The organism is Bifidobacterium sp. WK012_4_13 (assembly GCF_041080835.1).
Taxonomy (GTDB): Bacteria; Actinomycetota; Actinomycetes; order Actinomycetales; family Bifidobacteriaceae; genus Bombiscardovia; species Bombiscardovia fermentum.
Genome location: NZ_CP129683.1, coordinates 2,054,915 through 2,073,201 on the forward strand (window position 1 = coordinate 2,054,915; position 18,287 = coordinate 2,073,201).

The following is an 18,287-nucleotide window of genomic DNA, read 5'->3' on the forward strand; positions in this document are numbered from 1 at the left end:
AAGTCGGTGTTGTCTCTATGGCTGCTTCTTGCAGGCAGGGTTGGAATGTCTTCGGAGAATTGCAGACAAACAGATAGTGCCATAAGGGTCACGGCTTGGTTGGCGATCTGAAATGAAATTGAATTCGACTAATGGGATTCAACAGGAATTAAAGAGGGAAACACTCATGGAATTCAGACATATCGGGAAGAGGGTAGCAGGTTTTCTTGTTGCATCCTCAGTCGCGTTTGCTGGCATGGCCTTTACCAACACGGCGCAGGCAGTTCCAGCCACCGACGCAACGATCGAAATCAAGGTTGAGCATAACGCTCTCAACAGCGAGAGCTTCACTGCGTATCTGCTTGGCTCATACGAAAACGAGAAGTACCTATGGGGCAACGGACCGCTCGAATCATTGAAGATTGCAGCCAATACCAATACGACTGCGAATAGCGCGATCCATGATATCGCAAAGGGGCTGGCCGATGCGGATGCGGGCGTTGACGAGAAGGTTCCCGCCAACTGGGTCGCCTCGCATTGGTTGGGCTATGCGATCACAAACGACGAATATGGTCTGAATGAAGATACGAAGTCTGCCGCAAGCCCATACGCAGGCATACTGCAGCGCTTCGCCAAGCAACTTGCGCAAAGCTCGGCCTTCACAAGCAACACCGAGTTCAAGAAAGAAACGGGCAGTCTTTCCATTGCAGCAGGGGAGTCCTTCACCATAGGTGGTTTGAAGACGGGTCTTTACCTGATCACCAGCACCAAGGCCGATACTCTCCCCATGATTGTCGGTACCAAATCGTGGGACGGCTTTAACTTTGTCGATTACGAAGATGTGGGCGGCAACAAGCGCGAGCTTGGTGTCGGTGTCTTGAAGAATGAAGACATTCCGTACATGTGGAAAGAGATCACCAACGGCGAAAACGGCTTTGGCATCCATGACGTCGTGCAATACCAGATCACCTACCCAATACCAGCCATTGGTACTCACAGCACCGATACTTCCTATGCAATTTCCATCGCTGACGGGCCAGGGGCAGGCATCACCTTCGACGAGTCTGAAACGGTCAACAGCCTCAGCATCACCGCGGGGAAGAACCCAGTCGAGCTTTCCAAGGTCGATGGGATAACCGCTGCCGTGACAGGTGGCACATTCAACCTGGGCGGCATCGAAAAGCTCTTCATCGGAGGTTCCTCAGGCGCGTGGACGGATCTGCAGCAGCTGACGGTTGATGTCGTAGATTGGCAGGGTGAGCCTGACACGGAAATTGTCGATGTCTCCCCGGGCACGCTGCTGTACATCCGATTCACGGCACGAGTCAATAACAACGCGGTTTCCATCGACGCGACGCAGTATCCACACACCGACGCGAAGGCAGCTTCCAACCCGGATCTAGCCGCCAACACGGCCACGGCCACGTTGACGCAGCCCGGGGTGAATGATCCAGACGACAAGGATTCTGCGACCGCGTATGTTTTCGGCATCAATCTGAAGAAGGTGAACAAGGGAAATCATAAGCAGACCCTTGAGGGAGCCGAATTCGCAATCAAAAGGCTTAAGGATGATAAGGATCTGAACTTCGACTCAATCGGATCGGGTGAGTTCGAACTCACATGGTCGGGTGTTTCAGTGCCGACCTCGTTCAGCAATGGCGTATTTAAGATCACTGGACTTTCGGCAGGAAAATACGAGTTCACTGAAACGAAGTCACCTTCAGGCTACTATGCCCTCGACCCCTTCATAGTGGTGATCAAGCCGAATTGGTTCACCAGCATCGACCATTACAAGAGCGGCCAGATTGTTGACACACTTGAATATTCGGTTGAAGATGTGGCGGATGACACTGTCTGGATTGGTGATCTGAACACTGACACAGGAAAGTATCAGACCGTCTATGTCGGAGACCCTGAGTCCAATGTTGCCAACCTGCCATATACCGGCGGCATAGGCATTGCAATCTTCCTTATCGTCGGCATATGCGTGACCGTGGTTGGAATTCGCGCGCATAGGCAGAGTGTCAAGGCAGAGACTGCCGCCACTGCGATCTGACGGCAGTGGCATCGGATCTCAACTGCGATGGAATGAATTCAGCGACCTTCTCCATGTTCCTGCAATATGGGGAAGGTCTTCAATACGACGACTCGTTTGCCTGTGACTGTGCTTCGGAATCGAAACACATGCCTGCTCAGAAAGTGGTGAATCATAATGGGGAAGATTCTCCCGAAGCTCTTTCGACTTCGCGTGCTGCGAATGACGTGCATTGCCACAATCGTGACTGGCCTCTGGGTTGCGGTGGTCGTTTCCCCGAGCGAATCCGCGCTTGCGGATGACACGGGAACCACTTCGATCGTCATCGAAGGCGATGCAGTCTCAGGGCATACGTTCCGAGCCATGCGGATAGCGCAATACAGTGAAATAGAGCTTTCTTCAGAGTCCATTCCGCAGCGCGTGGGACTTCAGACGGTGGAAGGGGATGCCACCGAGAACAAGACCGTTCTCAGCGACGGAAGTTCCGTGGGCGGACCCGATCGGCCACTTAACTTCAAGCAGCTTCTCGCGCATGAAGTGTCCGCCCTGTACCATGCGCAGAGCTCGAGCAACAAGAGGCCTGAGGTGTCCGATTCGGGGGAGGTCATGAGCCTCGAATCGAGCGTCACTTGGAAAGATCCTCTCGTATGGGCGGGGAATCAATGGCAGAGACAGGTGACCGAGGCCGATTCCGACCCCTGGCTCAACACGAACACGCAGACGGTGGGAGCGATCAGGACCTTGACCGATTGGCTGGCGATGGAGTCTGGCATCAACTGCGAGTCAGCGTCCTGCATAGGAATCGACAATGTGACGTCGTCAGGAGAGGTTGAGACCGACGGTGCCATCCGAGTGCGTTTCGAAGGTCTTCAGCCTGGGCTATACATCGTGATTGCAGTGGAAACGTCTGCTTCGCCTGAGGTACAATCTACGACGACGAGATCAAGTCCCATGGTGATCGGGACCAAAATCCCCGTAACGACCCAAGGTGTCACTGAGTTCCATGATCTTGACAGCCATGGCCTCGGAACGATGAACGTCAAGGGCGATGCGGTGAATGCCTCGCTCCTGATAGACGATGAGGCTCAGAACAAGGAAAGAACTTACGCATCGGGAGATGAAGTTCCGTTCGTGTTCTCAACCAACCTACCTAACTACGATACGTACAGTCATGGTGCTGCGACCGGTTCGTACAGGGACGGGAGAATTTCAGGTGATATCTCCTCGAGCGGCACGACATTGCTGAATCGCTTTGGCAATCCGGCAGGGAAAATCGCAACAAGCACGTCAACCTACGGCGGAGAAGGCGGCAAGCCTGTGGACTACCGTCGACCGGCGTCTGACGGCACGACTCGAGGCCTGGGCTTGGAAGTCCCTGACGCTCTGGTGGCAGCTGACAAAATCCTGCCAGCTGAAGGGACACTGGATCGAGAAGGTGCCGTTCACAGCCAGCAGGTGGACACGCACACCTATGATTCAAGTCCATTGCGCTTTGACATCATCATCGATTACGACAGAAACTTCAACAATGTCGATCCGAGATCGATCCAAGTCAGCTTAGGCGATGTGAACCTGTCATATATGGATGTCTGTCCCATCGACAACAAGAACGTTGAGACGCCTTGCTTCGGATTCGTCCAGTCCTTGGCAAACGCGAAGGGAGAACGGTACTTCATCGTTCAGCTGCCTTCGTGGACATTGCATACCCATGGCGGAGAGGCTGTCCAGATGCGATATCGTCAGGCAGCCGTCGTGTCAGACGCTGAGTCGGATGTGTTCGTGACCAAGCCGACGTGCTCTGCGAGCATAGAATTCTCGAATGATCCGCTGTCGGATGACTATTCCGATTTCTCCCTTTCGCAGGAGTTTGGCAGAATATTCCTGTCCCAGCACCTGTATCTGTTCAGCTATGGCATGAAGCTGACAAAAATTGATTCCAAGACCGATCGAGTTCTGAAAGACGCAGAATTTCAGTTCGAATCTGAAGGCGTGCTTCAATGCTTCAGATTCGTCAAAGGTTCGTACATCCGTTCGGGGAGCAAGGTGTGCGGCGCGAACGAAACGGGCCGTGTAGTCAGTGGCGACGATGGAAGCGCCGTTATCAGGGGGCTGTCCTCGCATGTGGAATATCGGGTTCAGGAGCTCAGACAGCCAGCCGGATACCATGCATCGAATGTCGGAACCATTGACTTTACGATCAGGATCAATCCGACCTTTGACGTGGAAAGCTGGCCGACGGCGGTTCTTGCCGCTGAATTTGTGTATTCGGGAGCAAGCTACATGGATTCATGGGGATTGCCGTCATATCTGCGTCCTGCGATGACCGATTGGGTGGATGATGTCGACCACATCAAGCACACCATCTATGCGCATGAAGTCAGCGTTCTCAATGGGGCCAGCGAAAGGGATGTCGAGGCAATCGCGCCGTTCGCCTGGGATGTGCTGGCAAAGACGGGAATTGGGTTGCTTGCATTCATCTGCCTGGCGGTGCTTCTCATGTTGCTTGGCAGACTGATCAAATGGCGGCAGCGGGCCTCGCGGCATTACGGTCCACGCACTGCAATGCCTTTGCGGAGAGAAAGGTCCGATCGCAAACTTGAGTAAGCCAACCGGGGATGCCATGAATGGCAATAATTTAGTTCGGCAGCGAAGCGTCGGCGGGATGTCTGATGGCAATAGGGAAGACGACGCTAGGGAATATGGCGATAGGGAAGACGACACTAGGGAAGATGACGCTAGGGAAAATGACGATGCAAAGGGGATGAGGTCGGATTCCTGGGATGAAGAAAGCGACCTGCGCAGTTTTCTGAACGAGTCAATCGAAAGGTCCCGAGAGATCGGCAGAACCCAGACCAAGTTGCGGCGGAAGGCATCGTTCTATAGATTCTTCTCGCTCATCGCCGTGATCGTCGGTCTCGTGATTGTCGGGTATCCGATGGTCTTTCAAACATATAATGCATATAAGTTCGCACGCCTTGTCGAGGAATCGAATCAGAAGGCGGCGCAATGGCCATATCCGCATGCCGAGGTCGCGTTGCAGGAGGCTCGGGAATATAATGTCAGACTCTATGAAAGTTCCTTTCACAATATCGGTGAGGTAAACGATCCATATTCAGAGCAGGAGCATGGATCTGACCTGATGGATGCCTTTCGCGACCTCGTCGGGAATGATGCCGATGCGCCAGAAAAAGGGAAAACCACTTCCGAACTTGACGATGAATATATGAGCACGCTTGACCAAGGTGATGGAATAATCGGCTCCATTGAGATTCCCAAGATATCGGTTACCATGCCGATCTATCATGGCACCTCATCCAAAACTCTGAATGCCGGGGCTGGTCATCTGTATGGCACAGGCTTTCCAGTGAACCAGGTCAATTCCCACACGGTGATCACGGCGCACCGTGGGCTACCCACAGCCCTGTTCTTCACCAGACTGGGTGAAATGGAGCTCGGAGATGAGATGTATGTGACGACAATGGGGAAAACCTTCGGCTACCTTGTCGATCGCATAGAAGTGATAGAACCGACCGATATTTCAAAGATAGCGACGGTCGCAGGTGAAGAGCGCCTGACGCTCATGACATGCACTCCCTATGGCGTCAATACCCATAGGCTGCTCGTTTCCGGTCTACGTGGCAACATTCCTCAACCCGTTCCAAGCATCCCGGAAGCGAGGAACGATCTGCTTTGGGTGATGGTGAGCGTTCTGCTGACGATGCTGTCATCGCTGATCTGCTATGCGATCGCTCGGCGAAGGCGGCATGCCATGTGGCTCATGCGCGCTCGCCACGCCACATGGCAGCTCTGGTGGTGAGGTCTGGCACCGATGCCGAAAGTGTGACATGCGCATGCCGCATCATGAGTTCGGCGAGCGTGCAGGAATCGATCTCGTCAGGGCACTAATTGCAGCGGACTAATTTCAGGGCACTAATTATCGCTATTGGCTGCATTCTTGGAGACAAACAATGCGCTCTCGAACGCGGGGTATCCCAGCTTGAGAGCCTGATAGGCTCTGAGCGTTGCCAGTTCCGCCACAAGGCGCGTCAAGCGCTCAGAGGAGGGACGCGCTGAAGCGTTTCTTGCAGCCGTCATCGCTGCGATTTCAGCCCGCGCGCAATTCATCAGCACCGAAGCGGCTGTTGGCGCTGTCAGGCCGTTCGCCGGATCGGCGATGGTCTGCGGGTGTGAGAGCAGATTGGTGACTGAATAGACCTTCTGCCGCGGGTCGCTTGCATTGGGATGAACGGACACGAATGTCTGAGCGACTGCCTTCTGATTGTCGCTCAAGGCGAGAAGTCCGGCATCGTTGCCGTTCCTGGCTGCGAGGATTTCGAGGGCAAAGCCAGACCTGTCCTCAGCCAAGGCAATCGCCGAGGATTCGGCGCTGGATATGCTCGAGGGATCAAAGCCCAGGTCGGAGAGTTCAGACTCGTTCAATCCGTCCTCGGCAAGGGAAGAATGTGGCGAGGCAGAGTCGTCCTGCTGGTTGGCAAGCAGATAGTGGCGATATCCGGCCAGTGCGCTTGACATGGTGCCTTCGGCGAAACGACCGGAGCAGTATTCGGCGACACCCAGCCAACGCTGTTGGGCGCGCTGGGCCGCGATCTTCCTGAACATGAATTGCAGGCCGTCGACGGATTCGGCATCGTTCGAATTCGCAGATTTCAGGGAAAGCTCGCAGGAGCTCAGCGTGTCTTCGCCTTCTTCGCGACCCGCCAGACGCATGCTGATGCCGAAGTCAGAGGAGCATCCCGAAGAGAGCACGATAAGAAGGCATGTCATCAGAGCGACCACGGAGGAGCGAAGGTGGCGCAAATGGTGCACTCGCGTCCGGGGAGTGCCATATCTGACGTGCTGCGTTCGCCGAGGTGTCTGCATGAATCGTTAGAGTAGTCTGGAACGCAGACCATACGGGCAGAAAGTCCGTTATATAACTTCATAGGAGGTCTAGCAATGGAACTTGACCTAACTGGGATCCATCAGTTGGCTGCTGAGCAGGGCATAGACACGGAAACTCTTGATGAAGCATTGGCAGAGGCGTTGCGCCAAGCCTACCTGAAGACACCGCATGCCGCGAAGCACGCCAGGGTTGAGCTGGATGATCGTGCAGGTACATTCACCGTGTGGGCTCAGGATGAGATTGCCGAGCCACAGACAGACAATGCCGAGATTGGCGGGTCTGCCGAGGAAGCCAAGAAGGGGCCTGCGACAGAAGGCGCCGAAGGGGTTGCCCAGGGCAACGCGGATGCGTCCGAGAAGCATGGACCGGAAGCTGCGGCGACAGGGATCTCTGATTCTGATTCTGAATCCGGACACTTCGTCGGATCTGTTTCGAAGCCGTCAGCTACTCCAGCTCCTGAGAGCCACACGAGCACCACGACAGTGACGCCGAACGGGAGAAACCACGCAGCCTTCGGCAAATATGCAAGGGATGCGCGTCCGGTGGTGCATCTCGGCGAGGAGTACGACGATACGCCGAACAACTTCGGGCGCCTTGCAGCCGCCACGGCCCGTCAGGTCATTTCGCAGCTTTTCAGAGACGCGGAGGACAATAAGATCTTCGGAGCCTTCTCCGGTCAAAAGGGCAAGCTGGTGACAGGCATCATTCAGCAGGATGCGAACGATGCCAGCAACGTCCATGTAGCGGTCGGAGAGACCGAGGCATTGCTTCCGAAGCGCGAGCAGATTCCTGGCGAACGATATCGTCATGGAGATCGCATACGCGTCTATGTAGTCAACGTCGCACGTGGCCTCAAGGGACCCGAGATCATCGTTTCCCGTTCCCATCCAGAGCTGGTTCGCCGTCTGTTCGAGAGAGAGGTTCCCGAACTGGCCTCCGGAGCGGTCTCCATCATGGCAATTGCTCGCGAGGCGGGGGCCCGCACCAAGATAGCGGTGCGTGCCAACACGCAGGGCGTGAATCCCAAGGGGGCCCTGATAGGTCCAGGCGGCGCACGAGTGCGTGCGGTGATGGAAAATCTCGGACTCGAAAAGATCGACATCGTTGACTGGTCTGCTGATCCTGCGAAGTTCGTCGCGGCGGCGCTGTCTCCTGCAGTCGCAACACAGGTTAACGTCATCAGCGAAAAAAACAAGACTGCGATTGCCTTCATCCACGATGACCAGCTATCCTTGGCGATAGGCAAGGAAGGCCAGAATGCGCGGCTTTCCGCCAAACTCACCGGCTGGAAAATAGGAATTGAATCCGCCGAGGCGCATGAACAGCAGGAGTCTTCCAAAAGCGCAGAGATGTAACGAATCTTTGGGCGCGCACATCCATAGAGTCGAGTATGCTTAACTCGGTATCCGAGTGGGGGTGTAGATTGCGCCTGATTCGGCTTAAGAGACGAGGTAACACGATCATGGTCGCACGATGAGACAGGATATGTTCGCCGTCATGGATGAGTGACCGCGCCGGTCATATGCGCGGTCTGGAATAGGAGATATTGGTGCCCAAAGCACGCGTATATGAATTGGCTAAAGCGCTTGGCGTGGATAGCAAGACAGTTCTTGAGAAACTCAAGGACATGGGTGAGTTCGTGAAATCGGCTTCTTCCACAGTTGAAGCCCCAGTCGTGAGAAGACTGAAGAACGCATTTCCCCAAACGAATCAAAACTCACAGAATGCCCAGGGAGCGCAAGCGCACGGGGCATCTCAGCACCCGACACCCAAAGGTGCTTCACGTGGTTCAGCTCAGGTCTCTAACAGGCCTGGGCCACATAGGGCTCCGGCAAGCTCACATAATGAGGCTTCGCAGCGCGGCGGAATGCGCCCGACGCAGCAGGTCAGCGAAGAATCGCAGTCTTCGTCAGGAACGCATGCCACTCCGTTGATGGCTGCCGAGGAAGAGCGAAGGGATTCCCGCCGTCCAGGTCGGACGGGCGGCTCCTCGCATGCCCCGACACCAGGTCAGAATCGCCGCGATCGTGGTGGTTTCGGCGATCAGCGTCGGGACTCACATTCAGATCGCAGCGATCGAGGCGAGCGAAGCGATCAGCGACGAGACGGACGCAATGATCGTGGACCACGTCCCAATGGTGGTTCTCATTCGAATCATGGACAGCATGTTGGCCGTGATGGAAGAAATGATCGCGATGGTCGCGACAGGCACGATTCTCGCGATAACCGCGGCGGACGCCCACAAGGCGGCGGCAATGCATCGGCTCCAAGGACACGTGCGACTGGAACTCCACGGCCAGGGAACAATCCCTTCAGCCGTAGGCAGGGAATGAGCGCGCCCACTCCTGGTGACATACCACGTCCACATCCAATGGCGCGACCGACGGTCAACGAAGGTCGTGGCAGAGGAGGACGCCCAGGCGATCACAACGGAGGATTCCGCGGTGGAAGACCAGGTCAGCGCCAGGGTGGTGGCCAAGGCCAGTGGGGTCACAACAACCATTCTCAGGGTGGCGGCCAAGGCCAGCATTCAGGGCAGGGCGGCAACCGTTTCGGCGGTGGCAACAACTTCTCCGCACCTTCGAATGGACCTTCCAGCAACAGCAACGGTCGCGGTGGTCGCGGTCGCGGCGGTGCAGCAGGTGCATTCGGACGTCAGGGTGGAAAATCATCAAGGTCCCGCAAGAACCGCATGGCCAAGCGTCAGGAATTCAACGAGATTCAAGCGCCCGTCATCGGTGGTGTGAGAATACCTGCCGGCAACGGCAAGATGATCAAGCTTCGTCAGGGAGCCACGCTTTCGGATCTGGCAGACAAGATCAATGTGAGTGCAGCCTCCCTGGTGACCGTGCTCTTCCATCTGGGCGAGATGGCGACTGCCACGCAGTCCCTGGACGAGGCGACGTTCCAGATTCTCGGTGAGGAAATTGGCTGGGACATCAAGATCGTCTCCGCCGAAGAGGAAGACAAGGAACTTCTGCAAGAGTTCGACATCAACCTTGAGGAAGAGGAGGAGGGTCGCGACGACTCGAATCTCAAGCCTCGTCCACCGGTCGTCACGGTCATGGGCCATGTCGACCATGGTAAGACGCGATTGCTCGATACGATCCGAAAGACCAACACTTCGGCTCATGAGGCGGGCGGCATCACCCAGCGAATCGGCGCCTATCAGGTGACCGTCGACCTTGAGGGCGAAGCTCGCAAGATCACCTTCCTTGATACGCCAGGCCATGAGGCGTTCACCGCCATGCGTGCCCGTGGTGCGGAATTGACCGATGTCGCAGTGCTGGTCGTAGCCGCTGACGATGGCGTGATGCCTCAGACGGTTGAGGCAATCAACCACGCCCAGGCTGCCAACGTTCCAATCGTCGTGGCTGTCAACAAGATCGATGTGCCTGGCGCGAACCCGGAGAAGGTCCGTGGCCAGCTCACCGAGTTCGGTCTGGTCGCCGAGGAATATGGTGGAGACACCATGTTCGTCGATATTTCGGCAAAGCTCGGCACCAACGTGAACAAGCTTCTTGAGGCTGTGCTGCTGACGGCGGATGCATCGCTGGACTTGCGGGCCAATCCGGATATGGACGCTCGAGGGGCGACGGTCGAGGCTCGTCTGGACAAGGGTCGTGGTGCAGTCGCCACAGTGCTCGTTCAGCAGGGCACCCTGCATGTCGGGGACGCCATCGTTGCTGGAACGTCATATGGCCGTGTGCGTGCCATGCTTGACGAGAACAGCAATCAGATGCAGGAGGCGACGCCTTCGACACCGGTCGCCGTTCTTGGTCTGACCTCCGTGCCGAGCGCAGGAGACCTGTTCCTTGTGGCATCCGATGACCGTACGGCTCGGCAGATCGCCGAGAAGCGTCAGGCCACCGAGCGTGCCGCACAGCTTGCCAAGCGTAGGAAGATCGTTTCGCTTGAGAGCCTGAAGGAACAGTTCGCCAAGTCTGAGATCGACATGCTCAACATCGTCATCAAGGGTGAATCGTCCGGTTCGGTCGAGGCTTTGGAAGATTCCTTGATGAAGATCGAGGTGTCCGAAGAGGTCGGGATTCAGGTCATTCACCGCGGTGTCGGTGCAATCACCCAGAACGACGTCAATCTTGCTACGGTCGATAAGGCCGTCATCATTGGCTTCAATGTCCGTCCAAACCGTCAGGTTCAGGAACTTGCGGATCGCGAAGGCGTTGAGATCAAGTACTACTCCGTCATCTACAAGGCCATCGAAGATATCGAAGCTGCACTCAAGGGCATGCTCAAGCCTGAGTATGAGGAGGTCACGACATCGCATTCCGAGATTCGTGAGATCTTCCGTTCCTCCAAGTTTGGCAACATCGCTGGTGTCAAGGTCCTCGATGGCACCGTCACCAAGGGAACCAAGGCCCGTATCATGCGCGAGGGCGTCGTCACCGTCAACGATTTGGAAATCTCGACGCTGCGCCGCTTCAAGGATGATGTCAACGAGGTCAAGGAAGGCTACGAGGCTGGTATCAACCTTGGAAGCTTCAATGACATTCAGATTGGGGATGTCATCGAGACCTTCGAAATGCAAGAGGTCGAACGTAAGTAATCAAAAATGAACAAATTTAGCCGCCGCAACAAGTTGCGGCGGCTAAATTTCTTCGAGATTCCGAGTTTTGCGGCAATTCCGAAGTATAAGTGCCGATTCTTGGCTTTCCGGTGTCGATATTTCAGTGTTTTTTGACCTGAATACTTCGGAATTGCCGCAAAACTCGGAATCTCGTTTTTCAGACGTGAAAATTCTGGTGAAAAAAGACTAGGAGTGGGGAAAATGGCAGGAACAAACCCGCGCGCGGTACGCATTGCGGCGCTGATTCAGCGAGTGATCGCATCCTCGATTGAATCTCAGCTGCATGACCAGCGACTTCAGGGTGTGACCATCACGGATGTCCGTGTCACCAACGACTTGCAGATCGCGCACGTTTTCTGGACTCAGCTGGGACAGTCCGGGCATGAACAGGGTGAGCGCAAGCGTGCTCAGCAGGCGCTGAACCAGGCGAAGGGACGTCTGCGTAGCTTGGTCGGGTCAAAGGCGGGACTTCGGCTGACCCCTCAGCTGCGTTTCGAATTCGATGAGGTTCCACGAGAGGCGACGGAAATCGAAGACATTCTCGTCGCGGCTCGCAGGCGTGACGTAGAACTCGAACGTTTGCGAAGCACCGCTTCATACGCTGGCGAAGAGGATCCATATCGCCATGATGACGATGCCGATGCCGATGCCGATGACGATGACTCCGCAGAGGACGCCGATGATTCCGAGGTGGACGCTGCGCACGATGAGTCGGAGACGCCAGCCTATGTTGAGAGTATTGGCGATGTCGATAGCGATGGAGATGGCACAGGCACTGGCACTGACGCAGAGTCCGCTCACGTTGATGAAGAATCTGAAAAAACTGGAAATTAATCGGAATGTGCATATCATTGCAGTAAATAATGGGATGATTGGTCAAGTACTGGTTTTTTCGATTTTGAGAAGCTTCAACAACTGAATGGATGAGAGAATGGCAGAGTCGGGGATCCTTCTTGTTGATAAGCCGCAGGGCGTAACCAGCCATGATGTGGTGGCTGCGGTAAGGGGTGCCTTGCATACGCGACATGTCGGTCACGCTGGGACTCTGGATCCCATGGCGACCGGACTCCTGGTCATAGGCTTCGGCGATGCCACAAGATTGCTGCGGTACATGGTCGGGCATGACAAGCAGTATGTGGCAACCATACGGCTAGGTCTGGCGACTGATTCCGATGATGCCGACGGCCGGATACTTCGACCGGATGCCACTGTCAGGAAACGGGTTGCGGACATCGTGAAGACGATCAGCCTTGATGGTCTCCAGGCTCTTGTGGATGAATTCTTCGTCGGCGCGATCGAACAGATTCCAAGCGCGTTCTCTTCTGTGCGTGTCAATGGCAAGCATGCCTATGAACTGGCTCGCAATGGGGAAAAGCCGAATCTGGCTCCACGTGAGGTTACCGTCCATAAGTTCGATATTCTTGGGTTGCGAAACGACGACGTACGGATTCATGATGCGGATTGTCGTCTTGCAGTGGACAGCGCCGACTACGTGGGTGAGGCTGCGGATGTCGCCGGAGGCAATGATGTTGATGACCATCATGACCATGACCATGGCCATGCTGATGATGAGAGCTCAGTGAGAGTCTCAGTCCTCGATGTTTTCGTTCGTGTGAGTTGTTCGAGTGGAACGTATATTCGTGCATTGGCGCGTGACCTGGGTGCCCGGCTAGGCATTGGCGGCCATCTTGTCGCTCTTCGGCGGACGAGGGTCGGAGGTTTTCTTGTCGGTCGGGAAGAATCGCCATACGAGTCCTCGGTCCAGCCTGCCAATCCGCAGATAGCGGACGATGCACCCTTATGCACGGTGGCGGGCACAGAGGTCCGAACACACGTTGCCAGGGTCAGGGTTGTTCCGCGCGAGCTTACAGATAGGAAAACCGGCAAGCTTATCGTCCGCAACAGGGCAGTGATGCTGGAAGATGCCGAGTCTCTCTTGAAATCAGCCCTCAGCCCAGCGGTCGCAGCCTCGACGATGATGAATTCCATAGATATTTCTGCGAAGGAGGCGGAGGATCTGAGTCATGGCAGGATTATCGCCAGACACGTATCAGACCCAACCGCTGCGATACATGAGCCAAGGCACAGTTCGGCGTCCGGCGAATCGGCAACGGCGACGTCAAGTCCGCGATTGTGCGCGATCCTGGTCCCCTATAGGCATGATTCGGCCAAGCCTCAAACCGTGTTTTCCGATGCATTCGAGGAATGGCAGAAGAAACAGAAGTGAGTAAGATGTGTTGAGGTGAATTGAAGAGCTTGTCGATGAAGGTGCGCGTTCGGCTGAGGTCGAATCGCAGTGATGGGAGTTGAATGAGGATCAGCAGACTTACGCCTGACGAGAGTGGAATTGTGCCATGGCCAACATTGAGCGTATCCAAGAAGGCAGTGGTTACCGTCGGCGTATTCGATGGCATGCACAGAGGACATACCGAACTTCTTGAACGCGTCAAGGCGCTTGCTGAACAGCAACGGGCCTATTCCGTGGTGATCATGTTCGACCCTCGGCCCGGCGTCGTTCATCATTTCGTCAAGGAACATGATGGTATGGAACCTACTGCCGACGATCTTGCTGTCGATTCGCAAGCCCTGATGAGCGTGGATGAACGTATGCACAGGATGGCACAGCTAGGAATCGATCATGTGCTCATCGTCGCATACAATCTGGCATTTGCTGCAAAATCATACCGATTCTTCCTCGGACAGCTTGTCGGGAAGGTAGGAATGCGCACGCTTGTGCTTGGCAGCGATGCGGAAATGGGATCGAACCGTGCTGGCGATGTCGAGGCGATACAGAGACTCGCCGAGGCCACCGGGGTGTTCCAGCTTGATGTCGTCGGCGACGTTGGGCCAGGGTACACGCGCGTCCCAAGAATTATTGAACCGCAGGCCCCAGAGCAGGCAGGGGAGCCTGATGATCCTTTGCTGCATATGACGAAGGATGAGCAGCGTGCCTGGAGCAAGAGCCATGATGCTGCGAAGGTTCGCGTGTGGAGTTCGACCAATGTCCGATATCTGCTATCACAAGGTCGGATGGCAGAGGCGAATGAGGTTCTTGGACATGATCATGTCATCGAAGGACAGGTCGTTCACGGTGAACAGCGAGGCCGCGATCTCGGTTTCCCCACTGCAAATCTAGGTGAGCCGGTCGGTGGATACATACCCGTCGATGGCGTCTATGCAGGCTGGCTGGTTGATCTTGGCAAGCGCGACAAGGTGCTTGACGGATACGAAGAGGAAGATTCCGCTGCGATTTCGCAGGCGAATGTCGATGCGCGTGTATCACCCGGTTCACCTTGGCGTTGGCCGGCCGCGATCTCGATTGGCACGAAAGAGACGTATGAGAGTCAGACCGGTCTGCGGCATCGCGTGGTAGAGGCATATGCGATGAGCAAGGAGTGGCTCGATCTATATGACCACGATGTGCGCATTGAATTTACCAATTTTCTCAGGCCACAGGTGAAGTTCGATGGCTCGGATCAGCTTGTGGATCAACTCAGGAAAGATGAGCAGAGCGCGCTGAAACTTCTCGGAGCTTAGTCCCTGGATTGCATCGGGGACTTGTCATAGGGGTTCATTGCCTGGAAATTCCCAAGGCATTCAAGGCTTCCTTGATGGTTGAAACCTCGAGAACCTTCATGGACCTTGCATTGAGGGTTCTCGCACCTCGGCGCTGTGCGGCGACCACGACCGTGGCAAATCCCAGCCGCGCGGCCTCATCGATTCGTTGCTGCAGTCGTGGGACTGGCCGGACCTGACCAGTGAGTGAGATCTCCCCAATCGCGCAGACTGTCCGTGGAATCGGATGGTGCGTTGCCGCGCTCGCAAGAGCGGCGACTACCGCCAGATCGCATGCAGGTTCGCGTGCGGTTGCTCCCGCGATCGTGGAAACATAGAGATCGTTGCTGAGCAAGGGTATGCGTCCGTGCCGATGCAGCACCGCAACGAGCATGGCCAGACGGTTCGTGTCGACGCCATTCGTGGCACGGCGGGGAGCGGGAAGAACGGAATTCGTGACCAACGCCTGTACCTCTATCGGCAGGCTGCGATGGCCATCTACGGTGAAGGTGATGCATGTCCCTTCAACTGCATGCTCATCGGGTGAGAGGAACAGCCCGGCTGGATTGCGGACCTCCTCTATGCCATCGCCGCTCATGTCGAAGCAGCCAACTTCGTCAGTTGGGCCGAAGCGGTTCTTTGCCGCTCTGAGCATGCGCAATGCGGTCTGCGAATCGCCTTCGAACTGGCATACGACATCGACTAGGTGTTCCAGCGTACGAGGTCCGGCGATCGAGCCGTCCTTGGTCACGTGGCCGACGAGGAAAGTCGGGATGTTAAGCGTTTTGGCGGCGTCTATCAGTGCGCTTGCAACCTCTCGAACCTGCGAGGAACCACCCGTGATTCCATCGACATCCGCTGAGGATATGGTCTGGGCGGAATCGACTATCGCCAGTGTCGGCTTTTCCTGCTCGATAAGTGCCAGGACCGTCGAAAGGTCAGTCGTCGATGCAAGGAGGAGCCGTTGCTGAACGGCATCGACCCGAGTCGCTCGCATACGAATCTGGGCCTGCGATTCCTCGCCCGAGACATACAGCACTGTCTGTCCCTCCTGAGATGCTATGCGCCCGGCGGATTCCAGCAGCAAGGTCGACTTGCCTATGCCAGGCTCGCCAGCAAGCAGCACGACCGATCCAGGCACGATGCCGCCGCCAAGGACCCGGTCAAATTCCTCAAAGCCAGTTGCGACTCGGTTTACCTGATCTGAACCGACTTCGGTTATCGGTGTGGCCGATTGCGTTGCATCCAATCTCGGCTCGCGTCTGCCGGATGCTCCGGCTTTCGAGATTCCGGAGATTCTGGCTTCATGAAATTCCTCGATGGTTCCCCATTCGCCACACTGCGGGCATCGTCCGAACCATTTCGCACCACTCCAGCCACATTCGGTACACACATATTGAGTCGTGCTCTTTGTCATACTGAAACGCTATAGAACTTTACGGACAATTGTCAGGAAGAATAATCGAATGATTGTCTGAACACTCACCAAGTTTTGAGCTGTGCGTCGTCTGGCTGTGAGAGAATCGGCAGCATGGCGCAATATCAATCAGCAAAGTCCCATCGCATGCTGCTCACGGTTCTGTGGGCCATTGCAGCAGTCATCGTTATCGTCCTCGTCAGCGCATTCGTATGGCCAAGGTGGGCGATCCGCGGTTCAGAAGATGCGGCATCGACACAGACGGCGACATCGTCTCAGAGCACGGCAGCCTCTGCGACTCCGACATCGCCGACGATTTCGCCATCTGCACTGCCGACAGATGCGAGCACTCTGCTGAAAACCATGCCCGACTCGGTTCGCAACTATGCACGTACCCAGGCGACTGCCGCCACGACGTGGAGTTCTTCGTCTCCGATAGAGGAATACACCGTGGTGTATTCGACGGGTGACAGTGCCGAGGACATTACGTTGACCGTCGCGCAGTGGTCCACCTCGGATGACGCGAAACAGCAGTACGACACGGTTGCGGCAACGCTCACCGGGGACGAGATTGCCTCGGGGAACGTGAAGGTCTCCGGGTCTGCGACCGGCGCATATGTCGTCAAATCCGATACTGCCAACAAGAAGGATGCGACGGCACTTTGGCAGAACAGCACCGTTCTGATTCAGGCGCACGGTGAGAAGGAAGCAGTGAAGAACTTCTATCAGAAGTTCCCGCTGTGAACCGTCACCCTGTCAGTTTTTCGTCCAAAGGGTCGTCTGTCCGCATTTTGGAGGACCGAGCTTGGAAAACGCTCGCTCGTCGTCGCTGAAGCAGTGTAGTATAGGGCGAGTTGCAATCTTTCAAGTAAGGAACGGAGGCTCGGATGGGTTCTGTCATCAAGAAGCGCCGCAAGCGGATGAGTAAGAAGAAGCATCGCAAAATGCTGCGTAAGACTCGCCACCAGCGCAAGTAGCTTTTATAATGATCCCCGACTGCTATGCCGGGGATTTTTCGTATGTTCCTTGTGAGGCGAGCGACGCCTCCAGCTACTTATTGGAGTTTGTCAGCACACGAGGCCCTCGAGGGTCCCCGACAATCACTGTGTTTACCATGTTAAGGAACAGTCCGTGCTCGACGACACCGACGGTGGTGATCAGATCTTCGGCCAAGTCCTGAGGATGATCGATACGGTTCATATGAAGGTCAACGATGAAGTTCTTTTCATCGGTTCGGATCGGCGTGCCCTCCGCATCTACTCTCAAGGTCGGCTCGTATCCGCGGTTCTTGAAGCGTGTAATCACATGCTGGACGCCGAATGGAATGACCTCTACAGGCAGCGGGAAGCGGCCGATCGTGTCTACGACCTTGGATTCGTCAACGATCCAGACGATTTTCTCTGAATTCGTGGCGACGATTTTTTCCCAAAGCAGTGCAGCTCCACCACCCTTGATGCCGTTGAAGTGCTGATCGACTTCATCGGCGCCGTCGACGGTGACATCAATGTGCGATACCTCATCGATGTCAACGATCTTGATGCCGAAGGACTCCGCCTGAGCCTTGGTGCGATTCGAAGTCGTGACGCCAGTGAAGTGCAGGCCTTCCTCCTTGACTCGCCTTCCCAGTTCATCGACGAAGAACTTCACGGTCGAGCCTGTTCCGAGCCCTGCAACCATGTCATTTTCTATAAGCTTGGCTGCTTCGATGCCCGCCGCCTTCTTCAACGCGTCCTGTTCGGATTTCTCCATAAGTGCCTCTTTCCATAACGTGTGGGATCAATTCAATTTAATGAAGAGCACAATCAACCAT

At 55.6% G+C, this 18,287-nt stretch carries 13 protein-coding genes; 10 read left to right on the plus strand and 3 right to left on the minus strand.

The window, feature by feature from the left end; translation table 11 throughout:
* Positions 1-166 precede the first annotated feature (166 nt).
* The 3 genes from QN062_RS08370 (at position 167) to QN062_RS08380 (ending at position 5,831) form a co-directional block, all read left to right on the plus strand.
* Complete coding sequence (locus QN062_RS08370) at positions 167-2,035, plus strand: SpaA isopeptide-forming pilin-related protein (RefSeq protein ID WP_369341353.1); 1,869 nt, start codon at positions 167-169, stop codon at positions 2,033-2,035.
* A 156-nt stretch (positions 2,036-2,191) separates the two neighbouring features.
* Positions 2,192-4,618, plus strand: coding sequence for a SpaA isopeptide-forming pilin-related protein (locus QN062_RS08375; RefSeq protein ID WP_369341354.1), 2,427 nt, complete (start codon positions 2,192-2,194; stop codon positions 4,616-4,618).
* Positions 4,619-4,676: 58 nt separating this feature from the next.
* Positions 4,677-5,831 (plus strand): class C sortase, encoded by a 1,155-nt coding sequence (locus QN062_RS08380; RefSeq protein WP_369341355.1) that lies wholly within the window; start codon positions 4,677-4,679, stop codon positions 5,829-5,831.
* Between the two features lie 113 nt (positions 5,832-5,944).
* On the opposite strand, the gene QN062_RS08385 is transcribed toward QN062_RS08380, so the two are convergent.
* Positions 5,945-6,799, minus strand: coding sequence for a hypothetical protein (locus QN062_RS08385; RefSeq protein ID WP_369341356.1), 855 nt, complete (start codon positions 6,797-6,799; stop codon positions 5,945-5,947).
* A gap of 171 nt (positions 6,800-6,970) precedes the next feature.
* Between QN062_RS08385 and nusA the strand changes: the two genes are divergently transcribed.
* The 5 genes from nusA (at position 6,971) to QN062_RS08410 (ending at position 15,042) form a co-directional block, all read left to right on the plus strand.
* Positions 6,971-8,272, plus strand: coding sequence for a transcription termination factor NusA (nusA, locus tag QN062_RS08390; RefSeq protein WP_369341357.1), 1,302 nt, complete (start codon positions 6,971-6,973; stop codon positions 8,270-8,272).
* A 194-nt stretch (positions 8,273-8,466) separates the two neighbouring features.
* The gene (gene infB / locus QN062_RS08395; RefSeq protein WP_369341358.1) at positions 8,467-11,484 is read left to right on the plus strand and encodes a translation initiation factor IF-2; all 3,018 of its coding nucleotides are present in this window, start codon (positions 8,467-8,469) and stop codon (positions 11,482-11,484) included.
* Positions 11,485-11,706: 222 nt separating this feature from the next.
* Entirely contained in the window at positions 11,707-12,339 is a 633-nt protein-coding gene (gene rbfA, locus QN062_RS08400) for a 30S ribosome-binding factor RbfA (RefSeq protein WP_369341359.1), read from the plus strand.
* 97 nt (positions 12,340-12,436) lie between these two features.
* Positions 12,437-13,732, plus strand: a complete 1,296-nt coding sequence (gene truB, locus QN062_RS08405; RefSeq protein WP_369341360.1) for a tRNA pseudouridine(55) synthase TruB — start codon at positions 12,437-12,439, stop codon at positions 13,730-13,732.
* A gap of 83 nt (positions 13,733-13,815) precedes the next feature.
* A complete protein-coding gene (locus tag QN062_RS08410) occupies positions 13,816-15,042 on the plus strand; it encodes a riboflavin kinase (RefSeq protein WP_369341361.1) in 1,227 nt (408 codons plus the stop codon).
* A gap of 34 nt (positions 15,043-15,076) precedes the next feature.
* Here QN062_RS08410 and radA read toward each other — a convergent pair whose 3' ends face one another.
* Positions 15,077-16,477 (minus strand): DNA repair protein RadA, encoded by a 1,401-nt coding sequence (gene radA / locus QN062_RS08415; RefSeq protein ID WP_369341362.1) that lies wholly within the window; start codon positions 16,475-16,477, stop codon positions 15,077-15,079.
* A gap of 114 nt (positions 16,478-16,591) precedes the next feature.
* Here radA and QN062_RS08420 point away from each other — a divergent pair, with 114 nt between their 5' ends.
* The gene (locus QN062_RS08420) at positions 16,592-17,221 is read left to right on the plus strand and encodes a hypothetical protein (RefSeq protein ID WP_369341363.1); all 630 of its coding nucleotides are present in this window, start codon (positions 16,592-16,594) and stop codon (positions 17,219-17,221) included.
* A gap of 143 nt (positions 17,222-17,364) precedes the next feature.
* Positions 17,365-17,454, plus strand: coding sequence for a 30S ribosomal protein bS22 (locus tag QN062_RS08425; RefSeq protein WP_003817716.1), 90 nt, complete (start codon positions 17,365-17,367; stop codon positions 17,452-17,454).
* Between the two features lie 73 nt (positions 17,455-17,527).
* Here QN062_RS08425 and rpiA read toward each other — a convergent pair whose 3' ends face one another.
* Positions 17,528-18,226, minus strand: coding sequence for a ribose-5-phosphate isomerase RpiA (gene rpiA, locus QN062_RS08430; RefSeq protein WP_369341364.1), 699 nt, complete (start codon positions 18,224-18,226; stop codon positions 17,528-17,530).
* Positions 18,227-18,287: the final 61 nt, after the last annotated feature.

Bases quoted from the DNA above. Each gene is read 5' to 3' on its own strand.
- QN062_RS08370 (WP_369341353.1), top strand. From the start codon at position 167: ATGGAATTCAGACATATCGGGAAGAGGGTAGCAGGTTTTCTTGTTGCA.
- QN062_RS08375 (WP_369341354.1), top strand. From the start codon at position 2,192: ATGGGGAAGATTCTCCCGAAGCTCTTTCGACTTCGCGTGCTGCGAATG.
- QN062_RS08380 (WP_369341355.1), top strand. From the start codon at position 4,677: ATGTCTGATGGCAATAGGGAAGACGACGCTAGGGAATATGGCGATAGG.
- QN062_RS08385 (WP_369341356.1), bottom strand. From the start codon at position 6,799: ATGACATGCCTTCTTATCGTGCTCTCTTCGGGATGCTCCTCTGACTTC.
- nusA (WP_369341357.1), top strand. From the start codon at position 6,971: ATGGAACTTGACCTAACTGGGATCCATCAGTTGGCTGCTGAGCAGGGC.
- rbfA (WP_369341359.1), top strand. From the start codon at position 11,707: ATGGCAGGAACAAACCCGCGCGCGGTACGCATTGCGGCGCTGATTCAG.
- truB (WP_369341360.1), top strand. From the start codon at position 12,437: ATGGCAGAGTCGGGGATCCTTCTTGTTGATAAGCCGCAGGGCGTAACC.
- QN062_RS08410 (WP_369341361.1), top strand. From the start codon at position 13,816: ATGAGGATCAGCAGACTTACGCCTGACGAGAGTGGAATTGTGCCATGG.
- radA (WP_369341362.1), bottom strand. From the start codon at position 16,477: ATGACAAAGAGCACGACTCAATATGTGTGTACCGAATGTGGCTGGAGT.
- QN062_RS08420 (WP_369341363.1), top strand. From the start codon at position 16,592: ATGGCGCAATATCAATCAGCAAAGTCCCATCGCATGCTGCTCACGGTT.
- QN062_RS08425 (WP_003817716.1), top strand. From the start codon at position 17,365: ATGGGTTCTGTCATCAAGAAGCGCCGCAAGCGGATGAGTAAGAAGAAG.
- rpiA (WP_369341364.1), bottom strand. From the start codon at position 18,226: ATGGAGAAATCCGAACAGGACGCGTTGAAGAAGGCGGCGGGCATCGAA.